This window comes from Chitinophaga arvensicola (assembly GCF_900110835.1).
Lineage (GTDB): Bacteria > Bacteroidota > Bacteroidia > Chitinophagales > Chitinophagaceae > Chitinophaga > Chitinophaga arvensicola.
Map to the genome: position 1 here is coordinate 1826323 of NZ_FOJG01000002.1, position 20389 is coordinate 1846711.

The following is a 20389-nucleotide window of genomic DNA, read 5'->3' on the forward strand; positions in this document are numbered from 1 at the left end:
ATGCAGGACTAAGTACTATTAATAAGAATGGAAAAAAAATTCACCATAGCTACCTATTCACATTTTAAAGAAAGCGACTTTCTTTCGGACGCTTATTTCCAGGAATGGGTATATACGCCCACCCCGGAAAACGAGCAGTTCTGGCAGGAAGTGATCGATACTTACCCGCAACAAAAAACCACTATCCAGCAGGCGCACCTGTACCTGCGCAATATTTCATTTCAACAGCACCAACCTTCGGAAGATGCCGTGGAAGCCTCTCTTCAGCGACATTTACAGCTGATACAGGGGTTACAGGAGGTGGATACCGCTATACCCCAAAAGCCGCGTCCTGCTCTATACACGCTCCGCAACCTGCTCAAGGTGGCAGCTGTTATTGGCGGAATGCTGCTACTGGCGTACGCTTACCGGTTCTACCAACAGAAATACCAGCACCAGATCGCGCAGACAGGTTTCGGAGAAATCCGCCATGTAATCCTGCCCGATGGCTCCGCTGTGGATCTCAACGCCAACTCCTCCATTACGTATAACAAGGAATGGAAGCCTGGACAGCCCAGGGAAGTATGGTTAAACGGGGAAGCGCTTTTTGAAGTAGTACATCTCAATAAAGATCCCAATAAGATATTATCGCAGGAAAAATTCCTGGTACATACAAAAGACCTTACCGTTACCGTACTGGGTACGGTTTTCGACATCCGGCAACGGCGCAGCAAAACGGAAGTGGTGCTGCAGAGCGGAAAAATCAGTCTTTCTTTCAACGATGGCACCGCAAAAGATATCCTGATGAGTCCCGGCGAAGTGGTGGCCTATAACGATGCCGCTAAAAAAATCACCACGGAAACCGTGGCCCCGGAGAAATTCACCGCCTGGAAAAACCATCAGCTGATCTTAACCAACCCGTCTGTTAACGATATCCTGGCTTACCTGGAAGATAATTTTGGCAGGAAGATCATCGTGGAAGACAAACAGTTAACCGTCAGAACCATCAATGGGCCCATCCTGCTCACCTCCCTGGACGATGCGCTCTTTGTGCTTTCTACCGTGCTGAATACAGAAATCGTTAAAAAAGACTCGGGGGCTATCATTATGCGCCCACGGGTTCACCCGTAGCCCAATCCCCATCTCCCGGTAAAATATTTTTGAACTCCTGTGGGGTAATATAAAAGCTACACATCACTATAGTGAAGTAACGCTTTTTAAAATCCGCTTCATGAAGAAAATATTTGTGACCATTTTCTGCTTTTGCTGCCTGTTCACGTGCTATGCGCAGCAATCTTATCCTTATTACAATGATATACAGGCATTCAAACAACAGGATGCCATACATCCTCCCGGCAACGATGCCATTCTTTTTATAGGCAGCTCCTCCTTTACCTACTGGCAGGATGTGGCGGCATATTTCCCGGAGCACGACATTATTAATCGCGGCTTCGGCGGGTCCAACCTGCTGGATGTGATCCATTATGCAGATGACGTGATCTTTGCCTATCATCCAAAGCAGATCGTAATTTACTGTGGGGAAAACGACCTGGCATCGTCCGACACTGTAACCGCACGCATGGTGGTACAACGTTTTCAGCAACTCTTTACACTGATCCGCAGCAAAATGCCGGAGATCCCGGTTGTTTTTGTATCGTTAAAGCCCAGTCCCAGCAGAAGCCGGCTGATGCCCCGTATGCAGGAAGTAAACAAAGACATAAAAAAGTTCCTGCACCGGCAGCGCCATACTGATTTTGTAGATGTATACCATAAAATGCTGCAAAAAGACGGCACCATAAAAGCCGATCTTTTCAAATCTGATCAACTGCACATGAATGCAGCGGGTTATGATATCTGGCAAAAGGCCCTCGCACCGGCGCTGATGGCTCCGCAAAAGAAAACCATGTTGCAGGTAGCCACGTACAACCTGCGCTTAAATGTGGCGTTTGACAGTGCCAATGCCTGGCCCCACCGGAAAGAAATGGTAAAAGACCTGATACAATACCACGAGTTTGATATCTTTGGTGTACAGGAGGCCCTCTCCGGCCAGATGAAGGACCTGGAAGAAATGCAGCAGTATGCGCATGTGGGTGTGGGAAGAAATGATGGAAAAGACGGAGGAGAATATTCGGCCATCTTCTATAATAAACACAAATACCAGGTCATACAATCAGGCAATTTCTGGTTATCGCCTACACCGGAGAAGCCGTCCAAAGGCTGGGATGCAGCCTATATCAGGATTTGCACCTGGGCCTGTTTCCAGGTAAAAGAAAGCGGTAAACAGTTTTTTATGTTCAACACCCACTTCGATAATGAAGGTGTATTGGCAAGAGAAAATGCGGCGAGGATGATCCTCGAAAAAATTGATGCCGTAGCCCCGAAAGACACGCCAGTGATCATTACAGGCGATTTTAATTCGGATCCATCTACCAGCGCCTACGCCACCATCACCAAAAGATTTGCGGATGCCAAACTGGTAGCGGCCACCAAGCCCTATGGCCCGGACAGTACTTTTAATGATTTTAAATACCATAACTGGACAAAGGTGGTAAAAGAAGGACGCATCGATTTCGTATTCGTTAACCCCAGCATCCGTGTCCGGAAATACGCGGTGTTAACGGATTCCAGGGATCTTCGTTTCCCTTCAGATCATTTTCCCGTGGCCTGCAAACTCGAATTCTGATACACTCATTATAAGTCATACTAACTTTCTGCTATGAAGTATTACAGCTTACTTTTTCTTGTAGCGCTCCACTTCCTTTGCCTGCCGGGCTTTTCGCAAAATACAAAGATGAAGACCTTTGTAGATGGACTGATGAGCAAAATGACCCTGGAAGAAAAAATCGGGCAGCTCAACCTGCTGACCTCCGGCGCGGTAGTTACCGGATCAGCGGTGAGCACAGACGTAGAAAAAAAGATCAAAGAAGGCAAGGTGGGCGGATTGCTCAACATGACCAGACCAGAAGACATCAAAAGGGCACAGCAGATAGCGGTAACGCAGTCCAGGCTGAAAATCCCGCTGCTATTCGGACTGGATGTGGTACATGGATATAAAACCACTTTCCCTATTCCGCTGGCCCTCTCCTGTTCCTGGGATATGGATATGATTGAAAGAAGTGCCAGGGTTGCCGCCATAGAGGCAAGCGCCGATGGGATCAACTGGACCTTTTCCCCGATGGTAGACATTGCGCGTGATCCGCGCTGGGGCCGCATTGCGGAAGGTTCCGGGGAAGATCCGTACCTGGGTTCGAAAATTGCTGCCGCCATGGTAAAAGGCTATCAGGGCAACGATCTGAGGAAGCCCGACAATATTATGGCCTGTGTGAAACACTTCGCACTTTATGGCGCCGCAGAAGCAGGGCGCGACTATAACACCACCGATATGAGCCGGGTAAGGATGTACAATGAATACTTTCCACCCTATCTGGCCGCTGTTAAGGCGGGTGCCGCTACCGTAATGACTTCCTTCAACGAAGTGGACGGTGTGCCTGCAACTGCAAATAAATGGCTTATGACAGACGTATTGCGGAATCAATGGGGCTTTAAGGGTTTTGTGGTAACAGACTATACCGCCATCAATGAAATGGTGGCGCATGGCCTTGGTGACTTAGCCAATGTATCCGCGCTGGCCCTGAATGCCGGTACTGATATGGATATGGTGGGAGAAGGATTTATAGAAACACTTCCTGCATCCGTAAAAGCCGGAAAGGTATCCGTAAAAAATATCGATGCCGCCTGCCGCCGTATACTGGAAGCCAAATACCAGCTCGGTCTCTTCGATGATCCGTATCGCAACAGCAGCCCTGAGCGCTCGCAAAATAATATCTATACCGATGCACAACGCAGTGAATCCCGGAAAGCCGCCACGGAGAGCTTTGTGCTCCTGAAGAACCAGGCCAACCTGTTGCCGCTGAAAAAACAGGGTAGCATTGCCCTGATCGGCCCCCTGGCGAATTCACGGACGAATATGACAGGCACCTGGTCTGTATCCGCAGCAATAGAAAACCATCCATCGCTGCTGGAAGCACTGCAGAAAGAAGTGGGCACCGATGTAAAAATAAACTATGCCAAAGGTGCTAATCTGACGGCAGATTCCATGCTGGAAATAAACAGCACCATGTTTGGCCGCTCCCTTCACCGGGATGGCCGCTCCGCAGCCGCATTGAAAAAAGAAGCGCTGGACATTGCCGCTCAATCAGATATCATTGTAGCCGCACTGGGTGAAGCTTCTGAAATGACCGGCGAAGCTGCCAGCAGATCGGACATCGGCATTCCTGATACACAGAAAGAACTACTGGCTGCCCTGCTGGCCACCGGTAAACCCGTAGTATTGGTGCTTTTTGCAGGCAGACCCATGACGCTGACCTGGGAAAATCAGCAGGTACCTGCTATCCTGAATGTGTGGTTTGGCGGCTGTGAAGCAGGAGCTGCTATCGCAGATGTGCTTTTCGGCGCTGTAAATCCCTCCGGAAAACTGACCGCCACTTTTCCTCAAAACGTAGGACAGATACCGATTTACTACAGTCATAAAAATACAGGACGTCCGCTGGCCGGCAACGACAAGTGGTTTACCAAGTTCCGCTCCAACTACCTCGATGTGTCTAATGAACCGCTTTATCCTTTCGGCTACGGACTAAGCTATACGTCATTTTCCTATAGTGACATCACGCTGAACAGCGCTGTCCTGAAAGCAGGCGGTAAACTCACGGCTACTGTTACGGTAACCAATACGGGCAACAGGGAAGGAACAGAAGTTGTACAACTGTATATCCGCGACATGGTAGGCAGCATTGCCCGCCCGGTAAAGGAACTGAAAGGCTTTGAACGTATTACGCTGAAAGCGGGTGCTGCACAGCAGGTGACTTTCACGGTAACGGAAAATGATCTCAAATACTATAACAATGAATTGAAATTTGGTGTAGAACCGGGAGATTTCAAATTGTTTATCGGCACCAACAGCCGGGATGTGAAAGAAACCAGTTTTAAACTGCAATAAATACAACACATAAAAAAACGCGGTCATCTTATAAAAGATGGCCGCGTTTTTTTATGCCACCCATTGCTGTCCTTTTTTCGTGAGATAAGGATAAAACAGATCCTGCAGCAGCCCCGCATAATACGTCACTGCCTTCTTTCCTTTTAGTCCTGTTGTCAGCTCATTGGCGGAGATCCAGAAATCACCGATGATATAAAGGCTGCGGATCAGGTTTTCCCACACCGGCGCGGGAATATCAGCTCTTACAATGCCCTGTTTACGATAGTCTTCAAACAATTGCAGGAACTGCGTTCTGCGGATTTTAAATCTTTGTGCATATACTTTCTTTAACTCCGGCATACGGCGGGCAATCACCACAAAGTGGATATAAATAAAGCGGTACTGGTAAATATGCTCCAGCACCGCAATGATGGAATTTTTCAGGGCGGCGGGTTTGTGAGTCTCATCCGCCATGAAGATGGGCAATTCATTCAGTTCTTCGATATGATTCACATAAATAGTGGCGATAATCTCGTCGGCGTTCGGAAAGTAATACTGGATATTACTATGACTGATCCCCATTTCTTTAGCAATATGCCGGATGGTGATCACATCTATCCCCTGCTCATTAAACAACCGGAGGGCAGTAGCCAATATCTTTTCTCTCGTATTCATGGTATGCTCCACTTTTTAAATATCTCACGAAAATAAAAAATTTAGTACAAATGTACAATATTCATTTTTGTTAGTACATTTGTACTAAAATAACACATTCATGAAGGCAATTATCATCGGAGCCGGCATAGGAGGACTCACCACAGCGATAGCATTACAACAGCGGGGCATTGCGTTTGAAATTTATGAAGCGGCGCCGGAACTGAAAACAGTTGGCGCAGGGATCTGGCTCGGCTGTAATGCCATGAATGTGTATGAAAAACTGGGACTGGCAGCCGCACTTAAAGAGAGATCGGTATTGCTGGAAACCGTATTTATCAAAGATACCAGTGGCAACACTTTACAACTGGTCAATAACCTGGAAATAAAGCAGCTATATGGCAACGCTACCCACGCTATTCATCGCGGCACCTTACAACAAATACTGGTAGCGGCTGTTCGCACGCCCATACAACTTGGTAAAAAATGTATCCGTATTGAAGGTGGCACCGTGTACTTTGAAGATGGCAGTACCGCTCAGGGCGACCTGATCATTGGCGCCGATGGCATCCGCTCTGTAGTTCGGGAACAATGTGTAACAAAAGCACAGTACCGTTATTCCGGTCAAACCTGCTGGAGAGCCACAGTAAACATGGACCTCCCAGCTGCGGAACAACATAATAGCGGCGAAATGTGGAGTAAAAAAGGAGGAATCCGTGCTTCTGCCTCACAACTGGGCGATCACCAGGTATATTTCTGGATGACCAAAGCCATTCCTGCCGGCAGCCGCTACACTCCCGCCGACGCCTATACGCTGATTCAGCAGGAATTGCAGGCCTTTCCAAAGGAACTACAGGAAGTGATGCAACGCATTGACCCGGAACAACTGATCCACGGCGACTTATACGATTTCAAGCCCATTGCGCAATGGTATAAAGATGAAGTAGTGCTGATCGGAGACGCCGCGCACGCTACCACTCCCAACCTGGGCCAGGGCGCCAGTCAGGCGATAGAAGATGCCTATATCCTGGCTGCTTATCTCAGTAAAGAAACAGACATCAATGCTGCCTTTCAGAAATACCAGGCAAAGCGGATCAAACACGCACAAAGTGTAGTAAGTATGTCGTATACACTGGGAAGAATTACCAGCCTGAAAAACGGGATTGGCAGCCGTTTACGCAATTATCTCATTAAACATACGCCCAACTGGATTGCGCGCCGGCAGTTTCATTTGCTGTATGATGTAAATTTAAATGTTGAGTAACAGTCCCCTAACGGAAACAAATACACGTCAGCTGCATCATGATGCGGGCTTCACGGCCAGATCAACGGACTGGCGCTGCTTTTCGCGATGCTGGTGTCCCCACTCATTCATCTGATCCCAGACAGGAATCAGCAAGAGCGCGCTTTCCGTTAGCTGGTATTCCACTCTCGGCGGCACTTCCGCATATACAGTCCTACTGATCAGTCCATCTGCTTCCAGTTCCTGCAAATGCAGCGTGAGCATACGATCGGTGATATTGGGAATGCGTTCCTTCAACTCCCGGAAGCGCATCGTTTTCTTTTCCAGTTTGTAGAGAATCTTTAATTTCCACCTTCCTGCCATGATATCAATCGCATAGGCAATCCCGCATTCATCGTTGATATACTCGCGGTTCATATGGTTGGTAGATGTTTCCTTACGCTTCGCCATTACTTACATTTTTGTGTGTATCATACAATAGGTAGCTACCCTGCAAATGTACGGTTCCTGCTATAATTTTGTCCGCAGTTCAAAAAACAACGTTTATTTATGAAGATACTGATTGTATATGCCCACCCCGAACCCAAAAGTATGAACGGGGCTATGTTCAACACCGCTGTGGCCACTTTGCAGGCGGCAGGCCATGAAGTAAAAACTTCCGATCTGTACGCGATGCAATTTAACCCTGTTTCCGACCGCGCCAATTTTACAACCGTACACAACCCCGACTTTTTTAAACAGCAACTGGAAGAGCAGCATGCATCCCGTGTAAATGGATTTGCTGCACATATTGCTGCGGAGCAGGAAAAACTGGCCTGGTGCGACCTGATGATCTGGCAATTTCCACTCTGGTGGTTCAGTGTTCCCGCCATTCTCAAAGGCTGGGTGGATCGCGTATTCGCCATGGGCACTTCCTACAATAACGGGCAGACCTATGAAAACGGCGTGTATACCGGGAAAAAAGCCTTATTATCTATTACCACCGGTGGCGCAAAAAATGATTATCTTAAAGATGGTGCAAACGGAGATATAGACAATATGCTAAAACCTGTTCACCGGGGCATTTTCCAGTTCACCGGTTTTTCTGTGCTGGAACCACAGGTTATCTACGGCCCGGCGCGGCAAACAGCCGCAGAACGCGCACTGGCACTGGAAGATTGGGCTTCCAGGTTAACACAGATTGAAGAAGAAGTGACTATTGAAATAACGACTTATTAATGAAAATACTGATCATCGGCACTACCGGCGCTATCGGCAGTAAAGTAAAAGAAGCACTGGCAACCAGGCATGAAGTAATCACCGCAGGCCGTAACAGCGGCGATGTGCGTGTTGACCTTACTGATGCGGCTTCTATTGAGCAACTCTATAAAAACAATCCCGGTATAGATGCGGTGATTGTAACGGCAGGTTCTTCCGGTATGGAAAGTTTCCAGACGTTGTCTGAACAAAGCCTCTTGCCGGGGATTCAATCGAAGCTGCTGGGACAGGTAAACGTGGTACTGATCGGGCAGCACTATCTCAATGATGGTGGGTCTTTTACGCTCACGTCGGGGATACTGGCAGATGAACCCGCCAGAGATGCCACTGCCGGCTCATTGATCAGCGGCGCTGTGAACAGTTTTACCATAGCCGCTGCCACGGAGTTGAAAAGGGGATTGCGGATTAATACCGTAAGCCCCGGACTGGCCGCCGATTCGGCCGATGCGATCGCTCACCTGTTTCCCGGCTTTAACCCGGTGCCTATGCCCAGGCTGGTGAATGCCTATCTCAAAAGTGTGGAAGGTGTAGTAACCGGACAAATTATCCGGGTACATCAATAATAGAAAGTGGATCGTTAAGTAAAAATATCATGCAGGCGCCTGCATCGCTGATTTCACTTTTTCCCGGTGACACAATCCCCACTCCACCAGGTTTTCCGCTACGGGCAAAATGGTTTGTCCGTAAGGAGTAATGGCATAAGCGACCGTGACCGGCTTCGTGGGCAATACGGTACGGGTTACCAGGAAATTGATTTCCAGCATCTTCAGTTCCTTTGACAACATGCGGGCGGAGATGCCGGAAATTTCCCGCAGCATCTTTTTGAAATGATTGCTTTCTCCCGTGCGGTTTGCCAGGTAGCGCAGCAATTGCAGTTTCCATTTTCCACTGAATAATTCAATGCTATCGCGCATCGCGGTCAGCTCCTCTTCGCAGGTCGCTTCCCTGACGGCTCCTTTAATATTGATTGTTGCCATATCCCTGGTTCCTTTCAGGTAACCGGTTACCTCTGGTTTACCTATAGCAAAGGTAACCCAACCGGGCAATACTTTTGTGGCAAAGAAAGCGATGATGAAAGCAATTGTATTAAATGATTTCGGCGGAGTAGAAAACTTCGCTATGGCTACACTACCGGTACCTGAGCCCGGCCCTCATGATGTGCTGATAAAAATAGTGGCCTCCGCCTTCAATCCAATTGATTACCAGATCCGGCAGGGCGCTACAGAACGTAAACGCATGCATTCGCCGGTGCTGGGGCGTGAATGTGCCGGTATCGTAGAAAAAACAGGCGTGGCCGTTACACGTTTCAGAGCAGGTGATGCCGTAATGGTAGCCGCCGGAAGCATGGGCAGCAATGGCACTTATGCTGAATACATCAGTGTACCGGAACAGATCCTGGTACATAAACCAGCGCAACTCTCTTTTGCAGCCGCAGCGGCAACGCCTACCGCTTCTCTCACGGCACTGCAATGTATACAGCGGCTGGGCCTCTCTCCCACTGCAGCTGTATTTGTTTCTGGTGCTGCAGGTGGCGTAGGTCTTGTGCTGATCAAGCTGCTGTTACACGCAGGGTTTACACAATTGCTGGCAACGGCCGGCAATGAGGAGAGCCATCAGCAGTTGATCAACACCGGCTTGCCTGCTACGCAACTTATCGATTATCGTCAACCTGATTTATTACGGCACATTGTAAATCAACGGGAAGGAAAACTATTTGATGCCTGTATAGATCTCGTAGGTAGGCATCTCTCGGAAATCAGCGCCAGCCTGCTCCGCACACAAGGCAATTACCTGGATGTGACGGCACTGTCCACGGCTGTGGCGCGGGAAACTTTATTCAATAAAGGAGCTGTGATCATAAATATCTCCAACTATGCTTTTTCGCTGACCGGCCAGCTGGATTATTATGGAGATGGACTACGCCATATTGCATCGATGCTTGAAAACGGGGCGCTTTCACCTGCTCCCGTATGGGTCACCGGCGAATTTAGTGTGGATACCGTACAACACTCGCACCTGCTGCTGGAACGTAATCAGAGCAAGGGCCGCAGGCTGGTAATGCGTATGCTTTCTAATGCTAATTTAATGTGAACATGGCATAACGGCATCATGTTTGAGGCATGGCGCGCATGTGGAATCAACTTATAGAAAATGCAGACCACCTGCCTAACTTCCTATGGAATCTGATACTGGCAGGCATTGCAGTCATTACAGGATGGCTGATCAAATTTTTGTTATCGATCTTTTTGCGTCAATCTGTAAATACGCAACAGGAATTTTCCCTGGTACATACGATCCTTTTCCGGTTGGGAAAAGCCTTTAATTATTTCCTGCCGTTGCTGCTGCTCAACATGGCTATTCCATTGATGCGCGTTGATCCTAGGTATGTACCGGTATTGAGTAAGATTGCAGAAATTGCGCTCACATTGTCCTTTGCGGCACTGGTGATTGGCGCGATCAAAGTACTGGAAGACTATGTATATCATACCTACGATCTGAAGAAGGCAAACAACCTCAAGGAGCGTAAGATACGTACCCAGTTACAGTTCATCCGTAAAGTATCTATTGCCCTGATCCTGATACTGACAGCCTGTATCATCCTGCTGAGTTTCGACAGTATGCGCAAGCTGGGAGCAGGTCTTCTCACCGGTGTGGGTGTAGGTGGTATCATCATAGGTTTTGCCGCACAGAAATCGCTTGGCAACCTGCTGGCTGGCTTCCAGCTGGCCTTTACACAACCCATCCGTATCGACGACGTATTGGTAGTGGAAGGTGAATGGGGGCGTGTGGAGGAAATTACCCTGACCTACGTGGTCCTGAGCATCTGGGATCAGCGTAAACTGATTTTACCGATTAACTATTTTATAGAGAAGCCTTTCCAGAACTGGACCCGCACCGGCTCTGAGATACTGGGCACCGCTTTCTTTTATATGGATTATACCGTACCCGTAGATCAGCTGCGAACAGAGTTTGAACGGCTGCTGGACTTATCGCCTCTATGGGACAAACGCGCCAAAGCGCTGCAGGTAACGAATACCAGCGAACGCACCATTGAAGTCAGGACGTTGATGAGCGCTGCGAATTCCGGCAATGCCTTTGATCTCCGTTGCTACATACGGGAAAACCTGATCAAATATGTGCGGGAGCATCATCCTGACGGATTACCAAAAACCAGGGCTTTTATCGAAAACACAACCAGCAGCACCTTATCAGAGTAATGATTTTTCCAGTCTTATCAGGTGTTTGCACGGAATACCATTTTCGTATATAGATTCGGGATAGTGCAGGGTAAAATAATTTTTCTGAACGGCAGTGATTTCAAATCCCTGCCGTTGGTATAAATACAACTGTGCAATGCTGGAATTACCCGTGGCAATGCAGAGACGTTTTACACCGTTGGCGCGGGCACGCTGGGTAGCATCCTGCAACAGGATCTTCCCGAGGCCTTTCCCCTGGTAAGCAGGGTTTACCGCAATATTTTTGATTTCCAGGGCATCATTATCTTTCAGTAATACATAAACGGCAATTACCTGCTGCTGTTGCTCCAGGATATATACATCGCTGAAAGGCAGGTAGGTGTTGATCATGACCACAGAAGGGTCGGCCAGTAATAACAGGTCGTAAGGCATCTTTTCGTTGGCGTCTAATTTCCGGATAAGTGTGTCTTCCTGCAGAGAGGTCATCGCTGATTAATTTTGTCGCTATAAATTGGAATGAATAGGTATTTTCTACGAACCGGGTCCCGGGCAAACAGCTACCAACAGATTCAGGGAACAGATTAACAAAATGAATATACAAAAAAAACAGGCATCTGTTTCTACAGATGCCTGTTTATATTTCAGATTTAATGAATGGCGATATACTGCCGCTTCACATTATGGCCATATATTTCTACCAGTGCATCCTTGCTGGTGGCGGTAGCGCCGCCACTGATCGTAATCGTTTGCTGCTGGCCGGGTAACACAGAAATATAATTATCACTGTAAAATACCGGAAGTATCCGCTTTTTCTGTGGTGCATCTACGAGCGACACCCGGTTGAAAAACGCTACCGGAGCACCGGCGGGGTTGCTGATAGTAACCCGGATACTGTCGGCCCCTGCCCTGATGGCGGTTGCCGTAATAGCTGCCGGCTTCATCTCTGCCAGTCCGGAATAGTTACCCTTTGCATCCGGTAACCAGTACAGGTTTTCATCCACCACTTCCTGCCGGGCATTCAGCAGCCGTAAGGAGAAAAACAGCCCCTTTTGCGCTTTCAGCTGATCCAGTACGGGTTTCATATTCATAAACGGTTGCACGGTAGTTGGGCCTACCTCTACGAATACCTGTGTAAGCAGGCTGTCGCGGCCCTGCATATCATATGTTTTCAGTTCCAGCATCAGGTCGCGGGCATATTGGAAAGTGTTGTTCACCGCCATCACCATGCCTTCTTCCGGATTGTACATCACGTGTAGCGGCGCGGCGCCTTTGCGGGTACCATACAAACAGGCGTTAGGATCCAGGTAGTAATCATACATCTGTCCTCTTAGGGCGGTCCACGGGTTCTGCGTTTTCCAGATGATCACCCCGGTGTACCAGTCCCACATATGGGAACTGAAACCTTCCATTAATCCACGGTACTGATCGTAGTTTACCAGCTGGGCTTTGTTGGCCCACTCCCGCAGATCTTTTGTTTTGCCATAAGGATCCACTGCTTTGTTATAGGCAATGTATTTATGATAATCCCATACCTTATCCGTTTTACCGGTTTCGGGATCTGGTGGTACCAGGTTTTCTGCGGGTAAAAATCTCTCAAGCGATTCGTAATCTCCGGTGCCTACTGAGCCTACTTCCGAGTTAAACGGAAAAGTGCGGTAGCTCCAGAAAGTAGATAGCGGCTGGATACCATAAGGACCATCGCCATTACCACCGAGGGCATTATACGACATGCTGTCGGAGTTGGAATAATCGAAGAAATAGCGGGTACCATCGAGTTTTGGGATGATGGAATCCTTCATGGCGGCAAACAGATCTGCCGGAGGCGTAATTTCATTTCCTCCGCACCAGAATGCGAGGGAAGCATGATTACGCAACAGCTTTACCTGGTCGGCCACGCTTTCCAGGAACAGGGAATGATTATCGGGATAATTGCGACGGGTCCACTGATCTTCTTTCTTCATAGGATCTACCCATCTGCCGTTGCAATCGCCGGAGATCCAGAAGTCCTGGAACACCAGCAGGCCGTATCTGTCGCAGGCCTCGTAGAATTCCGGTCTTTCCGTCAGGCTTCCTCCCCATATGCGGATAAGGTTAAGGTTCATATCGCGGTGGAAGCGTACTTCTGCATCGTATCTTTCTTTGCTGAACCGGAACATCGCATCGGAGGTAATCCAGTTGCCTCCTTTGATAAATACTTTCTGTCCGTTCACCGCGATTTCGCGGCTGCGGGTATGTGCATTCCAGTAGGTCTGGATTTCGCGCACGCCGAAAGATATGTCTTCCTGGTCATCTGTTTTACCGTTGTTAACAAATTGCAGATGCAGGTCATACAGCTGTTGCGGACCATACCCGGCAGGCCACCAGAGGGAAGGCTGCCTGAGCAGCAGGTCCGGTAACTGTACCGTGGTAGTAGTATGCGGAGGCAATGTCACCTTCCTGGTGATATTGTTGCCGGCGAGAGTATATTGTAAGGTACCGGTAATACTTTTAGCGGTCGCATTTTCAAGATCAGCGCCTACCTGTACGGTAGCCGGCGCCTGTGGCCCCTGCGGGAGACGGGTACCGGGTACGCGGGTAATGATGTGCGGATCTTTGATCCGTATTGCACCAGTTTTTTCGATGGTCACTTTGTCCCATATACCGGTATTACGGTCACGCATAGGCTGAATCCAGTCCCAGCCTGCAGTATACTGCGGACCGTTGTTTTTGGCAATGGTACCATCGCCGCCCTGGCCTCCATTGGGGTTACCGGGAAACTGCGGCGGGTATACAATAACAGCGAGGCGGTTTTTGCCGCTTTTCGCCAGCAATGCGGTGATATTATAAGACTGACGCAGATAAGCACCGTAATGGGTACTGCTGTTCACGCGATGGCCATTCAGGTAAATATCACAGCCATCATTCACACCCCTGAAATTAAGCCATACCTGTGCATCACCGGCAGGCGCTTTTTCCGCAAAATCTTTTACAAACCAATAAGTGTAATGATCACGGCCGATATGATAAATATCGGCGATCTTTTCATTGTTCATCCCATACATCGGGTCGGGGACCTGTTTGTTGTCCAGGAGCGTAGTGAGCACCGTACCCGGTACGGTGGCGGGTGTCCAGCCGCTGAGAGAATAGCCGGGGTCAGAGAGCTGGGCTCCCGTCACTTTTACTGCGGCCGTATTACTGCATTGCCATCCACTGTTGAGTTCATATTTTTCCTGCGCTGATAATTTCAGGAGCGAGAAAAGCAGCAGGCAGGAGATCGTTGATTTCCGAAACATAATGCGTTCTATTTTACAGGCACTGTTACCTGTTCGTGTAGCCGCAAATATAGGACAACCGCCTCCGGGATCAAAACGTGTTATGACTGCTCCGACAATTGTTTTACTTTCTCCAGTGCAACCGGAAATGTTTTAAGGAAAAAATCCTTGTACTCAGCTTCCAGGTCCATGTCTACCCGCAGTTCGGTTTTACCGTCAACGGTCGACAGGGTATAATTCTCAAACGCCCCTGCCCAGGCTTTTACTTTATCACTGGTGAGATCTTCTTCGCCCTGGTTGTATTCTCCCAGGTGCTGGAAAGACATAAACTCATCGGGGATCTTATCTGCGATGCGGGCCACCATGCCCCGGTCTCCCCCATCTGTGAAAAGTATTTTGCTGCCTTTCTCCCAGTCGCTCACGGCTTTCGAGCCTTCCGAAAATGCAGCGGTCCATTCTGGGTAAGAAGTGGCGCCCCAAAGTATTTCCCATACTTTACTGCGGGGTGCATCGATAGCAATTTTAAAAGTGGATTTTTCCATGATTATTCATTTACAAGGTTAATGGTCTGTTTGTTATATTTATTGCGATATTCCAACGGGGTAAGACCGGTTACTTTTTTGAAGATGGTGCGGAAGGTTTTAGTATCAATATAACCTACGTCATAAATCACTTCATTGATATTTTTAGAACTGGTTTCAAAATCCCTTTTGGCCGCTTCTATTTTAATGCGCTGAATATATTCGATCACCGTGTTACCGGTCGATTTCTTGAATCTTCTTTCAAAAGATCTTCTCCCGAGGGCCGACATATCAGACAGCTGTTCTACCGTGATTTTATCCTGGTAACTGGCTTCGATAAACTCCTGTATTTTGCGGATGGGCTCATCGTTGTGGGTCTTTTGCCCTTCGAAGATAATAAAGGGCGACTGGCTCTGACGGTCAAAATCAATCCCGTAAGCTTTTGCCGTGAGTATAGCGATATCCCTGCCTGCATATTTCTCCACCAGGTACAACAACAGGTTCAGGTAAGAATAGGCGCCGCCACTGGTAAAGACGCGGTCTTCTTCCGTAATGATGCGGTCATCCATCAGTAATACGTTGGGGAACATGGCACGGAATTCAGCGGCCATTTTCCAATGGGTAGCACAGGGTTTTCCATCAAGCAGGCCGGTAGCGGCAAGGAAAAATGCCCCCAGACATAAGCTGGCCACGGCTGCGCCCTGCTGGTATTGCTGCTGGATCCAGGGAATAAACTCCCGGTTGATATCAGCAGCATGGCGCTGATCCCCGTGCAAAGAAGGAATGATGATCAGGTCTGTTTTTTTCACGTCACTGATCAGCACTTCCGGGGCAATAGTGAACATCCGGTTACGCTGGCTCACTTCCGGTTCCAGTCCTGCCAGTTGCACCTGGAACATCGGCTCACGGCCTTTTTCCCTGAGAAAGTTATTGATATCAGACAGGATCTGGTAACTCCCCTCGATGTTCACGACACTGGTATGCCCGAGGGGAACCAGGATGGAAATATGTATCATACACTGTAATTAAAACTTATTTATGCCGCAATTAACCTGCGAATTGTCGCTATACACCCCCGGCCTTTTCGGAATACCTTCCGACTTTTGCATTATACATTTCACAGCAAATCCGGGATAAAAGATGACCAGCATCCAAACCTACCTTACTTTTAACGGCAACTGCCGGGAAGCCATGACTTTCTACAAGGATTGCCTGGGTGGAGAATTAGTACTTCAAACGATCGGAGAATCACCGGCTTCGGCGGAAATCCCTGCTTTCATGCGGCCTTTCATCCTGCATTCCTCACTTACAAAAGGAAGCCTGGTTATTACCGGTTCTGATATGGTGCCGGAAAACGGATTAATGCCTGGCAATACCGTATCCTTACTATTAAACTGTGCCAGCGAAGACGAAGCGAGAACTTATTATACCCGTCTGGCTACAGATGGCATTGCTACACATCCGTTGGAGAGTACCTTCTGGGGAGCTTTATTCGGCGGACTCACAGATAAATTCGGTTTACACTGGCTGATCAACTTCGAAGGCAACTCCCGGCAATAAGGTCATTAATTCCCGTTAAAAGCTTTCTCCAGCGTGGCAATATCCAGTTTCACCATTTTCATCATGGCCTGCATGGCACGTCCCGCTTTTTGCTTGTCTTTATCCGTAAGTAATTTAGGCATAATGGTGGGAACTATCTGCCAGGACAATCCGAATTTATCTTTCAGCCAGCCGCATTGGGATTCCTTTCCACCGCCTTCCAGCAGTTTATCCCAATAGTGATCCACTTCCTGTTGGTTTTCACAATACACCGTAAACGAAACCGCTTCTGTAAAAGGGAACTGAGGACCTGCGTTGATCGCAATAAATTCCTGTCCGTCGAGTTGGAAGGTAGCCGTTAACAAAGTACCGGCAGGCATGGGTGAATTTTCCCCGTAGTAGGCCTGGCCGGTGACTGTTGAATTTTTAAAGATAGTAGTATAAAAGGAGATGGCTTCTTCCGCATTGTTATTAAACCATAGTGAAGGTGTGATCTTTTGCATAACGAGAGATTGAAGTTTAACAAGATTTTCATTTCGTTACAAAGATACCAGCCCTCTCCTTCTTATTAAAGGTGCAAAAGCGACATTCTGAAGGGGCACTTGCGACAAAGCTGTTACGCTCAGTTACAATGCAGGCGCGGCCACGGATTCCGCCACTACAAAGCGACGTTCCTTCACTGCCAGCACTTCTTTGATCCCCATCAGCAACAATGCCAGTATACCAAAAGCCAGCATGGCCCATGGCGCCTGGTGGATACCGAGCGTGGTGATCACCCAGCCACTTACAGCAGTTCCCAGCGAAACCCCGAGGTTACCGAAAGAGATAGAAAGACTGTTAGCAAAGCCCGGCGCTTCCGGTGCAGCCTCAATCATATAAGCCTGGCCGGTGAGAAAACAGGGAGTATGAAGCAATCCCCATACAATAATAAGTGGTACGGATAACAGCGGGGAATAATAGATACCGACAGAGATGGAAGTTATTGCCACCAGAGATGCGGCCATAGCGCCTTTCACACTCCTGCTCAATAACTTACCCGCCAGAAAATTTCCAGGCACCCCCGCCGCACCAAACAGCAGCAACATGATGCTGATACGGTTGGGCGACATACTGTTTACTTTCCCGAGGTAATCTGCAAAGTAGCTGTAGGTAGTGAACATGGCCGAGGTCATGCAGACGATCATCGCGCAACAGGCCAGGAAAGAAGGTCTTGTCAGTATTTTCAACTGTGTACCGTAGGAAGGTTTATCCGTAGCGGGCATCGATGGAAGTGCGGCTATGATTGCGATAAGCGCCACTGCACTCACTACCGTTTGTACAACAAAAGATAACTGCCAGCTATTGTAAATGCCGGCCAACCAGGTAGCCAGAGGGATGGTCGTTACCGTGGCAAGGGATATTCCACTCAGTACAATGGCCATCATTTTGTGTGCATCTTTTTTGTGAGCAGCACCTGTGGCTGCCGCTATGGCTGTGGAAATATATACCGGTTGCAGGAAAGCGGGCAGCATCCGTACCACCAGCAGTAACCAGAAAGGGGGCGACAGGGAAGATACGACGCCTGTGATCAGGAAGATGGAAATGCTGACTGCCATCAGGGTTTTGCGATTAATGCCCGATAACCAGAGTGTCATCAGCGGTCCTGCCAGTGCGATCACCAAGGCAAAGGCGCTAAGCAGGGTACCTGCCTTTTCGATGGGAATATGATAGTAATCCGCTATCTGCGGCAGAATGCCTATCACGCCAAATTCTGTGGTGATAATGCCCAGTAGTCCAAGACTACCGATGTATGCTATTTTCTTCATTGATGAGCCGATTGAAATAATGCCGTATTTTTTGAGATACAAAAGTGCATCGGGATTACGTATAAAGAAAATAATATGATTTATCCAGGGTCATAAAATTATTTATAACTTGCAGCATGGTTAATCTGGAATGGTACCGGACATTTAAAGCAATATATCAGAGTGGTTCGCTCACGGCAGCGGCAAAGATGCTGTTTATTTCACAACCGAATGTGAGTCAGCATTTATCGGCACTGGAAGCACATATTGGGAAACAGCTGTTTGAGCGTAAACCGAAATTTGTGCCTACAGATTATGGCAAAATGTTTTATACGCAGGTAGTAGAACCGTTGGAGAAACTGGAAAATGTGGAAGCTGATTTCCAGCATATCTGCAAGACCCGGCAATTGGCCAATATCCATATCGGCGCGGTGAAAGAATATTTCCAGGCGGCGGTGGCCAAACGGATTGGCAACGCACCTGCCAACTTCATCATAGAGTTTGGTTTAACAAAAGACCTGTTGCGGCGTTTACAGAAAGGCGATCTTGATTTTGTGATTGCCACGCAGGTGATAGAAGACAAGCATATTGTATACGAGCCGATCATGACGGAACAATTCATCATTGTATCGCATCCGTCACTGGACCTGAAACCTTTCCGGGCTTTTCTGAAAAAGAATCAGCTGGACAATGCGGCATCCTGGCTCTCGGATCAGCACTGGTTTGCCTACAGTAGTGATCTGCCCGTGATCCGGCGGTTCTGGCAGGAAAATTTCCGCAAGCGCCCTGCTATCAAACCGCAGTATATCATACCTGATATGCAAACGATCCTGGAGGCCATCCGCTATGGGGAGGGGCTCACCATTACGGCCGACTACATGATAAAAGACGCCGTTAAAAACGGAGAGCTGCAGGAAGTATGGCGGGGCAACGCTCCGGCCACCAATGTGCTGTACCTCGCATACGACAATACCCGCATGGCCAGTAATTGTATCAGGATTGTACGGGAGCTGTTACAGATCTGTTTGCCCTGAGGCAATAGCAACATAGCCTGTGTAAAAAAAAAGAATAATCTGTTTAAAACGATTATTTTGTAGGACTATCATTTTACCTATTTATGAAGCTAAGATTCCACAAAAGCATCCTTTGGCTGGTTTTAAGCCTGTTTGGCAGTATCGTGAGCCAAGCCCAATCCACCGCCCCCGCATTCCGGGTTATCGCCTTCTATACCGCTAAAAACGACCAGGCGCATATCAGTTTCGTACATGAAGCCAACAAATGGTTTCCGGAAATGGCGGCGAAATATCATTTCAGCTATGACTCTACGAATAACTGGCAAAACCTGAACAAGGAGTTTCTATCGAAATACCAGGTAGTGATTTTCCTGGATACAAGACCGGAAGATCCGGCGCAGCGCGCGGCTTTCCAGGAGTATATGGAGCATGGCGGTGGCTGGATCGGGTTTCACTTTGCCGCGTTTGCGCTTACCCCTTCTGATGTACCGCAAAACTGGGACTGGTACCACAATACCTTCCTGGGCTCCGGTTCCTATGGCAGCAATACCTGGCGGCCCACGTCTGCTGTACTGCGCATAGAAGACCATAAGCACCCGGTTACCCGCAACCTTCCGGACACTTTTTCCGCCGCTCCCAATGAATGGTATCGCTGGAGCAATGACCTGCGCAAAAATCCGGACATTAAAATACTATTGTCGATAGATTCCACCAGCTTCCCGCTAGGCACAGGACCAAAAGCTTATGAAATCTGGCATAGCGGCTATTACCCGGTAGTATGGACGAACAAAAAATACCGGATGCTATACCTGAATATGGGGCATAACGATATCGACTATGAGCATCACACCAATAAAGATCTGTCGCTTACCTTTGCAAATGAAACGCAGAATAAGTTATTGCTGGATGCCTTGCAATGGCTGGGCAAAAAGAAAAAATAACAACGTATATCCGTAATGTAAAAAGCGCCCAAAAG

General features: G+C 48.3%; 20 protein-coding genes. 11 read left to right on the top strand and 9 right to left on the bottom strand.

All coding sequences use genetic code 11. The features are described from left to right. Window positions 1-27 precede the first annotated feature (27 nt). From BMW79_RS24765 to bglX, 3 genes are all read left to right on the top strand, one after another. A complete protein-coding gene (locus tag BMW79_RS24765; RefSeq protein ID WP_089899332.1) occupies window positions 28-1110 on the top strand; it encodes a FecR family protein in 1083 nt (360 codons plus the stop codon). 100 nt (window positions 1111-1210) lie between these two features. Next, the gene (locus tag BMW79_RS24770) at window positions 1211-2662 is read left to right on the top strand and encodes an endonuclease/exonuclease/phosphatase family protein (protein ID WP_089899335.1); all 1452 of its coding nucleotides are present in this window, start codon (window positions 1211-1213) and stop codon (window positions 2660-2662) included. Window positions 2663-2770: 108 nt separating this feature from the next. Continuing rightward, a complete protein-coding gene (bglX, locus tag BMW79_RS24775; protein ID WP_245752674.1) occupies window positions 2771-4975 on the top strand; it encodes a beta-glucosidase BglX in 2205 nt (734 codons plus the stop codon). 51 nt (window positions 4976-5026) lie between these two features. Here bglX and BMW79_RS24780 read toward each other — a convergent pair whose 3' ends face one another. Then, the gene (locus tag BMW79_RS24780; RefSeq protein WP_089899340.1) at window positions 5027-5629 is read right to left on the bottom strand and encodes a TetR/AcrR family transcriptional regulator; all 603 of its coding nucleotides are present in this window, start codon (window positions 5627-5629) and stop codon (window positions 5027-5029) included. A gap of 100 nt (window positions 5630-5729) precedes the next feature. Here BMW79_RS24780 and BMW79_RS24785 point away from each other — a divergent pair, with 100 nt between their 5' ends. Further along, complete coding sequence (locus BMW79_RS24785) at window positions 5730-6872, top strand: FAD-dependent monooxygenase (RefSeq protein WP_089899343.1); 1143 nt, start codon at window positions 5730-5732, stop codon at window positions 6870-6872. Between the two features lie 36 nt (window positions 6873-6908). Here BMW79_RS24785 and BMW79_RS24790 read toward each other — a convergent pair whose 3' ends face one another. Beyond that, on the bottom strand, window positions 6909-7301 hold the full coding sequence (locus tag BMW79_RS24790) for a winged helix-turn-helix transcriptional regulator (protein WP_089899345.1): 393 nt from the start codon (window positions 7299-7301) through the stop codon (window positions 6909-6911). A 99-nt stretch (window positions 7302-7400) separates the two neighbouring features. On the opposite strand from BMW79_RS24790, the gene BMW79_RS24795 reads away from it, so the two are divergent. Together BMW79_RS24795 and BMW79_RS24800 are read left to right on the top strand one after the other, a co-directional pair. Beyond that, window positions 7401-8069, top strand: a complete 669-nt coding sequence (locus tag BMW79_RS24795) for an NAD(P)H-dependent oxidoreductase (protein WP_089899349.1) — start codon at window positions 7401-7403, stop codon at window positions 8067-8069. Beyond that, window positions 8069-8671, top strand: coding sequence for a short chain dehydrogenase (locus tag BMW79_RS24800; RefSeq protein WP_089899351.1), 603 nt, complete (start codon window positions 8069-8071; stop codon window positions 8669-8671). Before BMW79_RS24795 ends, BMW79_RS24800 begins: the two co-directional genes overlap by 1 nt. Window positions 8672-8698: 27 nt before the next feature. Here BMW79_RS24800 and BMW79_RS24805 read toward each other — a convergent pair whose 3' ends face one another. Next, entirely contained in the window at window positions 8699-9085 is a 387-nt protein-coding gene (locus BMW79_RS24805) for a winged helix-turn-helix transcriptional regulator (RefSeq protein WP_089904216.1), read from the bottom strand. Window positions 9086-9179: 94 nt separating this feature from the next. On the opposite strand from BMW79_RS24805, the gene BMW79_RS24810 reads away from it, so the two are divergent. Both BMW79_RS24810 and BMW79_RS24815 read left to right on the top strand, forming a co-directional pair. Beyond that, window positions 9180-10199 (top strand): quinone oxidoreductase family protein, encoded by a 1020-nt coding sequence (locus BMW79_RS24810; RefSeq protein ID WP_089899354.1) that lies wholly within the window; start codon window positions 9180-9182, stop codon window positions 10197-10199. A 38-nt stretch (window positions 10200-10237) separates the two neighbouring features. Then, window positions 10238-11326, top strand: coding sequence for a mechanosensitive ion channel family protein (locus BMW79_RS24815; RefSeq protein ID WP_218150434.1), 1089 nt, complete (start codon window positions 10238-10240; stop codon window positions 11324-11326). Here BMW79_RS24815 and BMW79_RS24820 read toward each other — a convergent pair. The 4 genes from BMW79_RS24820 to BMW79_RS24835 form a co-directional block, all read right to left on the bottom strand. Then, entirely contained in the window at window positions 11318-11791 is a 474-nt protein-coding gene (locus BMW79_RS24820) for a GNAT family N-acetyltransferase (protein WP_089899359.1), read from the bottom strand. The two genes, BMW79_RS24815 and BMW79_RS24820, sit on opposite strands and share 9 nt — an antisense overlap. A gap of 161 nt (window positions 11792-11952) precedes the next feature. Next, the gene (locus BMW79_RS24825; protein ID WP_089899363.1) at window positions 11953-14577 is read right to left on the bottom strand and encodes a glycoside hydrolase family 2 protein; all 2625 of its coding nucleotides are present in this window, start codon (window positions 14575-14577) and stop codon (window positions 11953-11955) included. Window positions 14578-14657: 80 nt separating this feature from the next. Then, window positions 14658-15098 carry an SRPBCC family protein gene (locus tag BMW79_RS24830; RefSeq protein WP_089899366.1) on the bottom strand — a complete coding sequence of 147 codons (441 nt, stop codon included), beginning with the start codon at window positions 15096-15098 and terminating at the stop codon, window positions 14658-14660. Window positions 15099-15100: 2 nt separating this feature from the next. Further along, window positions 15101-16093 carry a GlxA family transcriptional regulator gene (locus BMW79_RS24835; RefSeq protein ID WP_089899370.1) on the bottom strand — a complete coding sequence of 331 codons (993 nt, stop codon included), beginning with the start codon at window positions 16091-16093 and terminating at the stop codon, window positions 15101-15103. Between the two features lie 124 nt (window positions 16094-16217). Between BMW79_RS24835 and BMW79_RS24840 the strand changes: the two genes are divergently transcribed. Beyond that, complete coding sequence (locus BMW79_RS24840) at window positions 16218-16637, top strand: VOC family protein (protein ID WP_089899373.1); 420 nt, start codon at window positions 16218-16220, stop codon at window positions 16635-16637. Window positions 16638-16642: 5 nt separating this feature from the next. Here BMW79_RS24840 and BMW79_RS24845 read toward each other — a convergent pair whose 3' ends face one another. Both BMW79_RS24845 and BMW79_RS24850 read right to left on the bottom strand, forming a co-directional pair. Further along, a complete protein-coding gene (locus BMW79_RS24845) occupies window positions 16643-17119 on the bottom strand; it encodes a VOC family protein (RefSeq protein ID WP_089899376.1) in 477 nt (158 codons plus the stop codon). 123 nt (window positions 17120-17242) lie between these two features. After that, window positions 17243-18421: an MFS transporter gene (locus BMW79_RS24850; protein ID WP_089899379.1), complete on the bottom strand. Its 1179-nt coding sequence runs from the start codon at window positions 18419-18421 to the stop codon at window positions 17243-17245. 116 nt (window positions 18422-18537) lie between these two features. Between BMW79_RS24850 and BMW79_RS24855 the strand changes: the two genes are divergently transcribed. Together BMW79_RS24855 and BMW79_RS24860 are read left to right on the top strand one after the other, a co-directional pair. Next, window positions 18538-19434, top strand: a complete 897-nt coding sequence (locus tag BMW79_RS24855) for a LysR family transcriptional regulator (RefSeq protein ID WP_089899383.1) — start codon at window positions 18538-18540, stop codon at window positions 19432-19434. 83 nt (window positions 19435-19517) lie between these two features. Continuing rightward, window positions 19518-20354, top strand: a complete 837-nt coding sequence (locus tag BMW79_RS24860; protein ID WP_089899386.1) for a ThuA domain-containing protein — start codon at window positions 19518-19520, stop codon at window positions 20352-20354. Window positions 20355-20389: the final 35 nt, after the last annotated feature.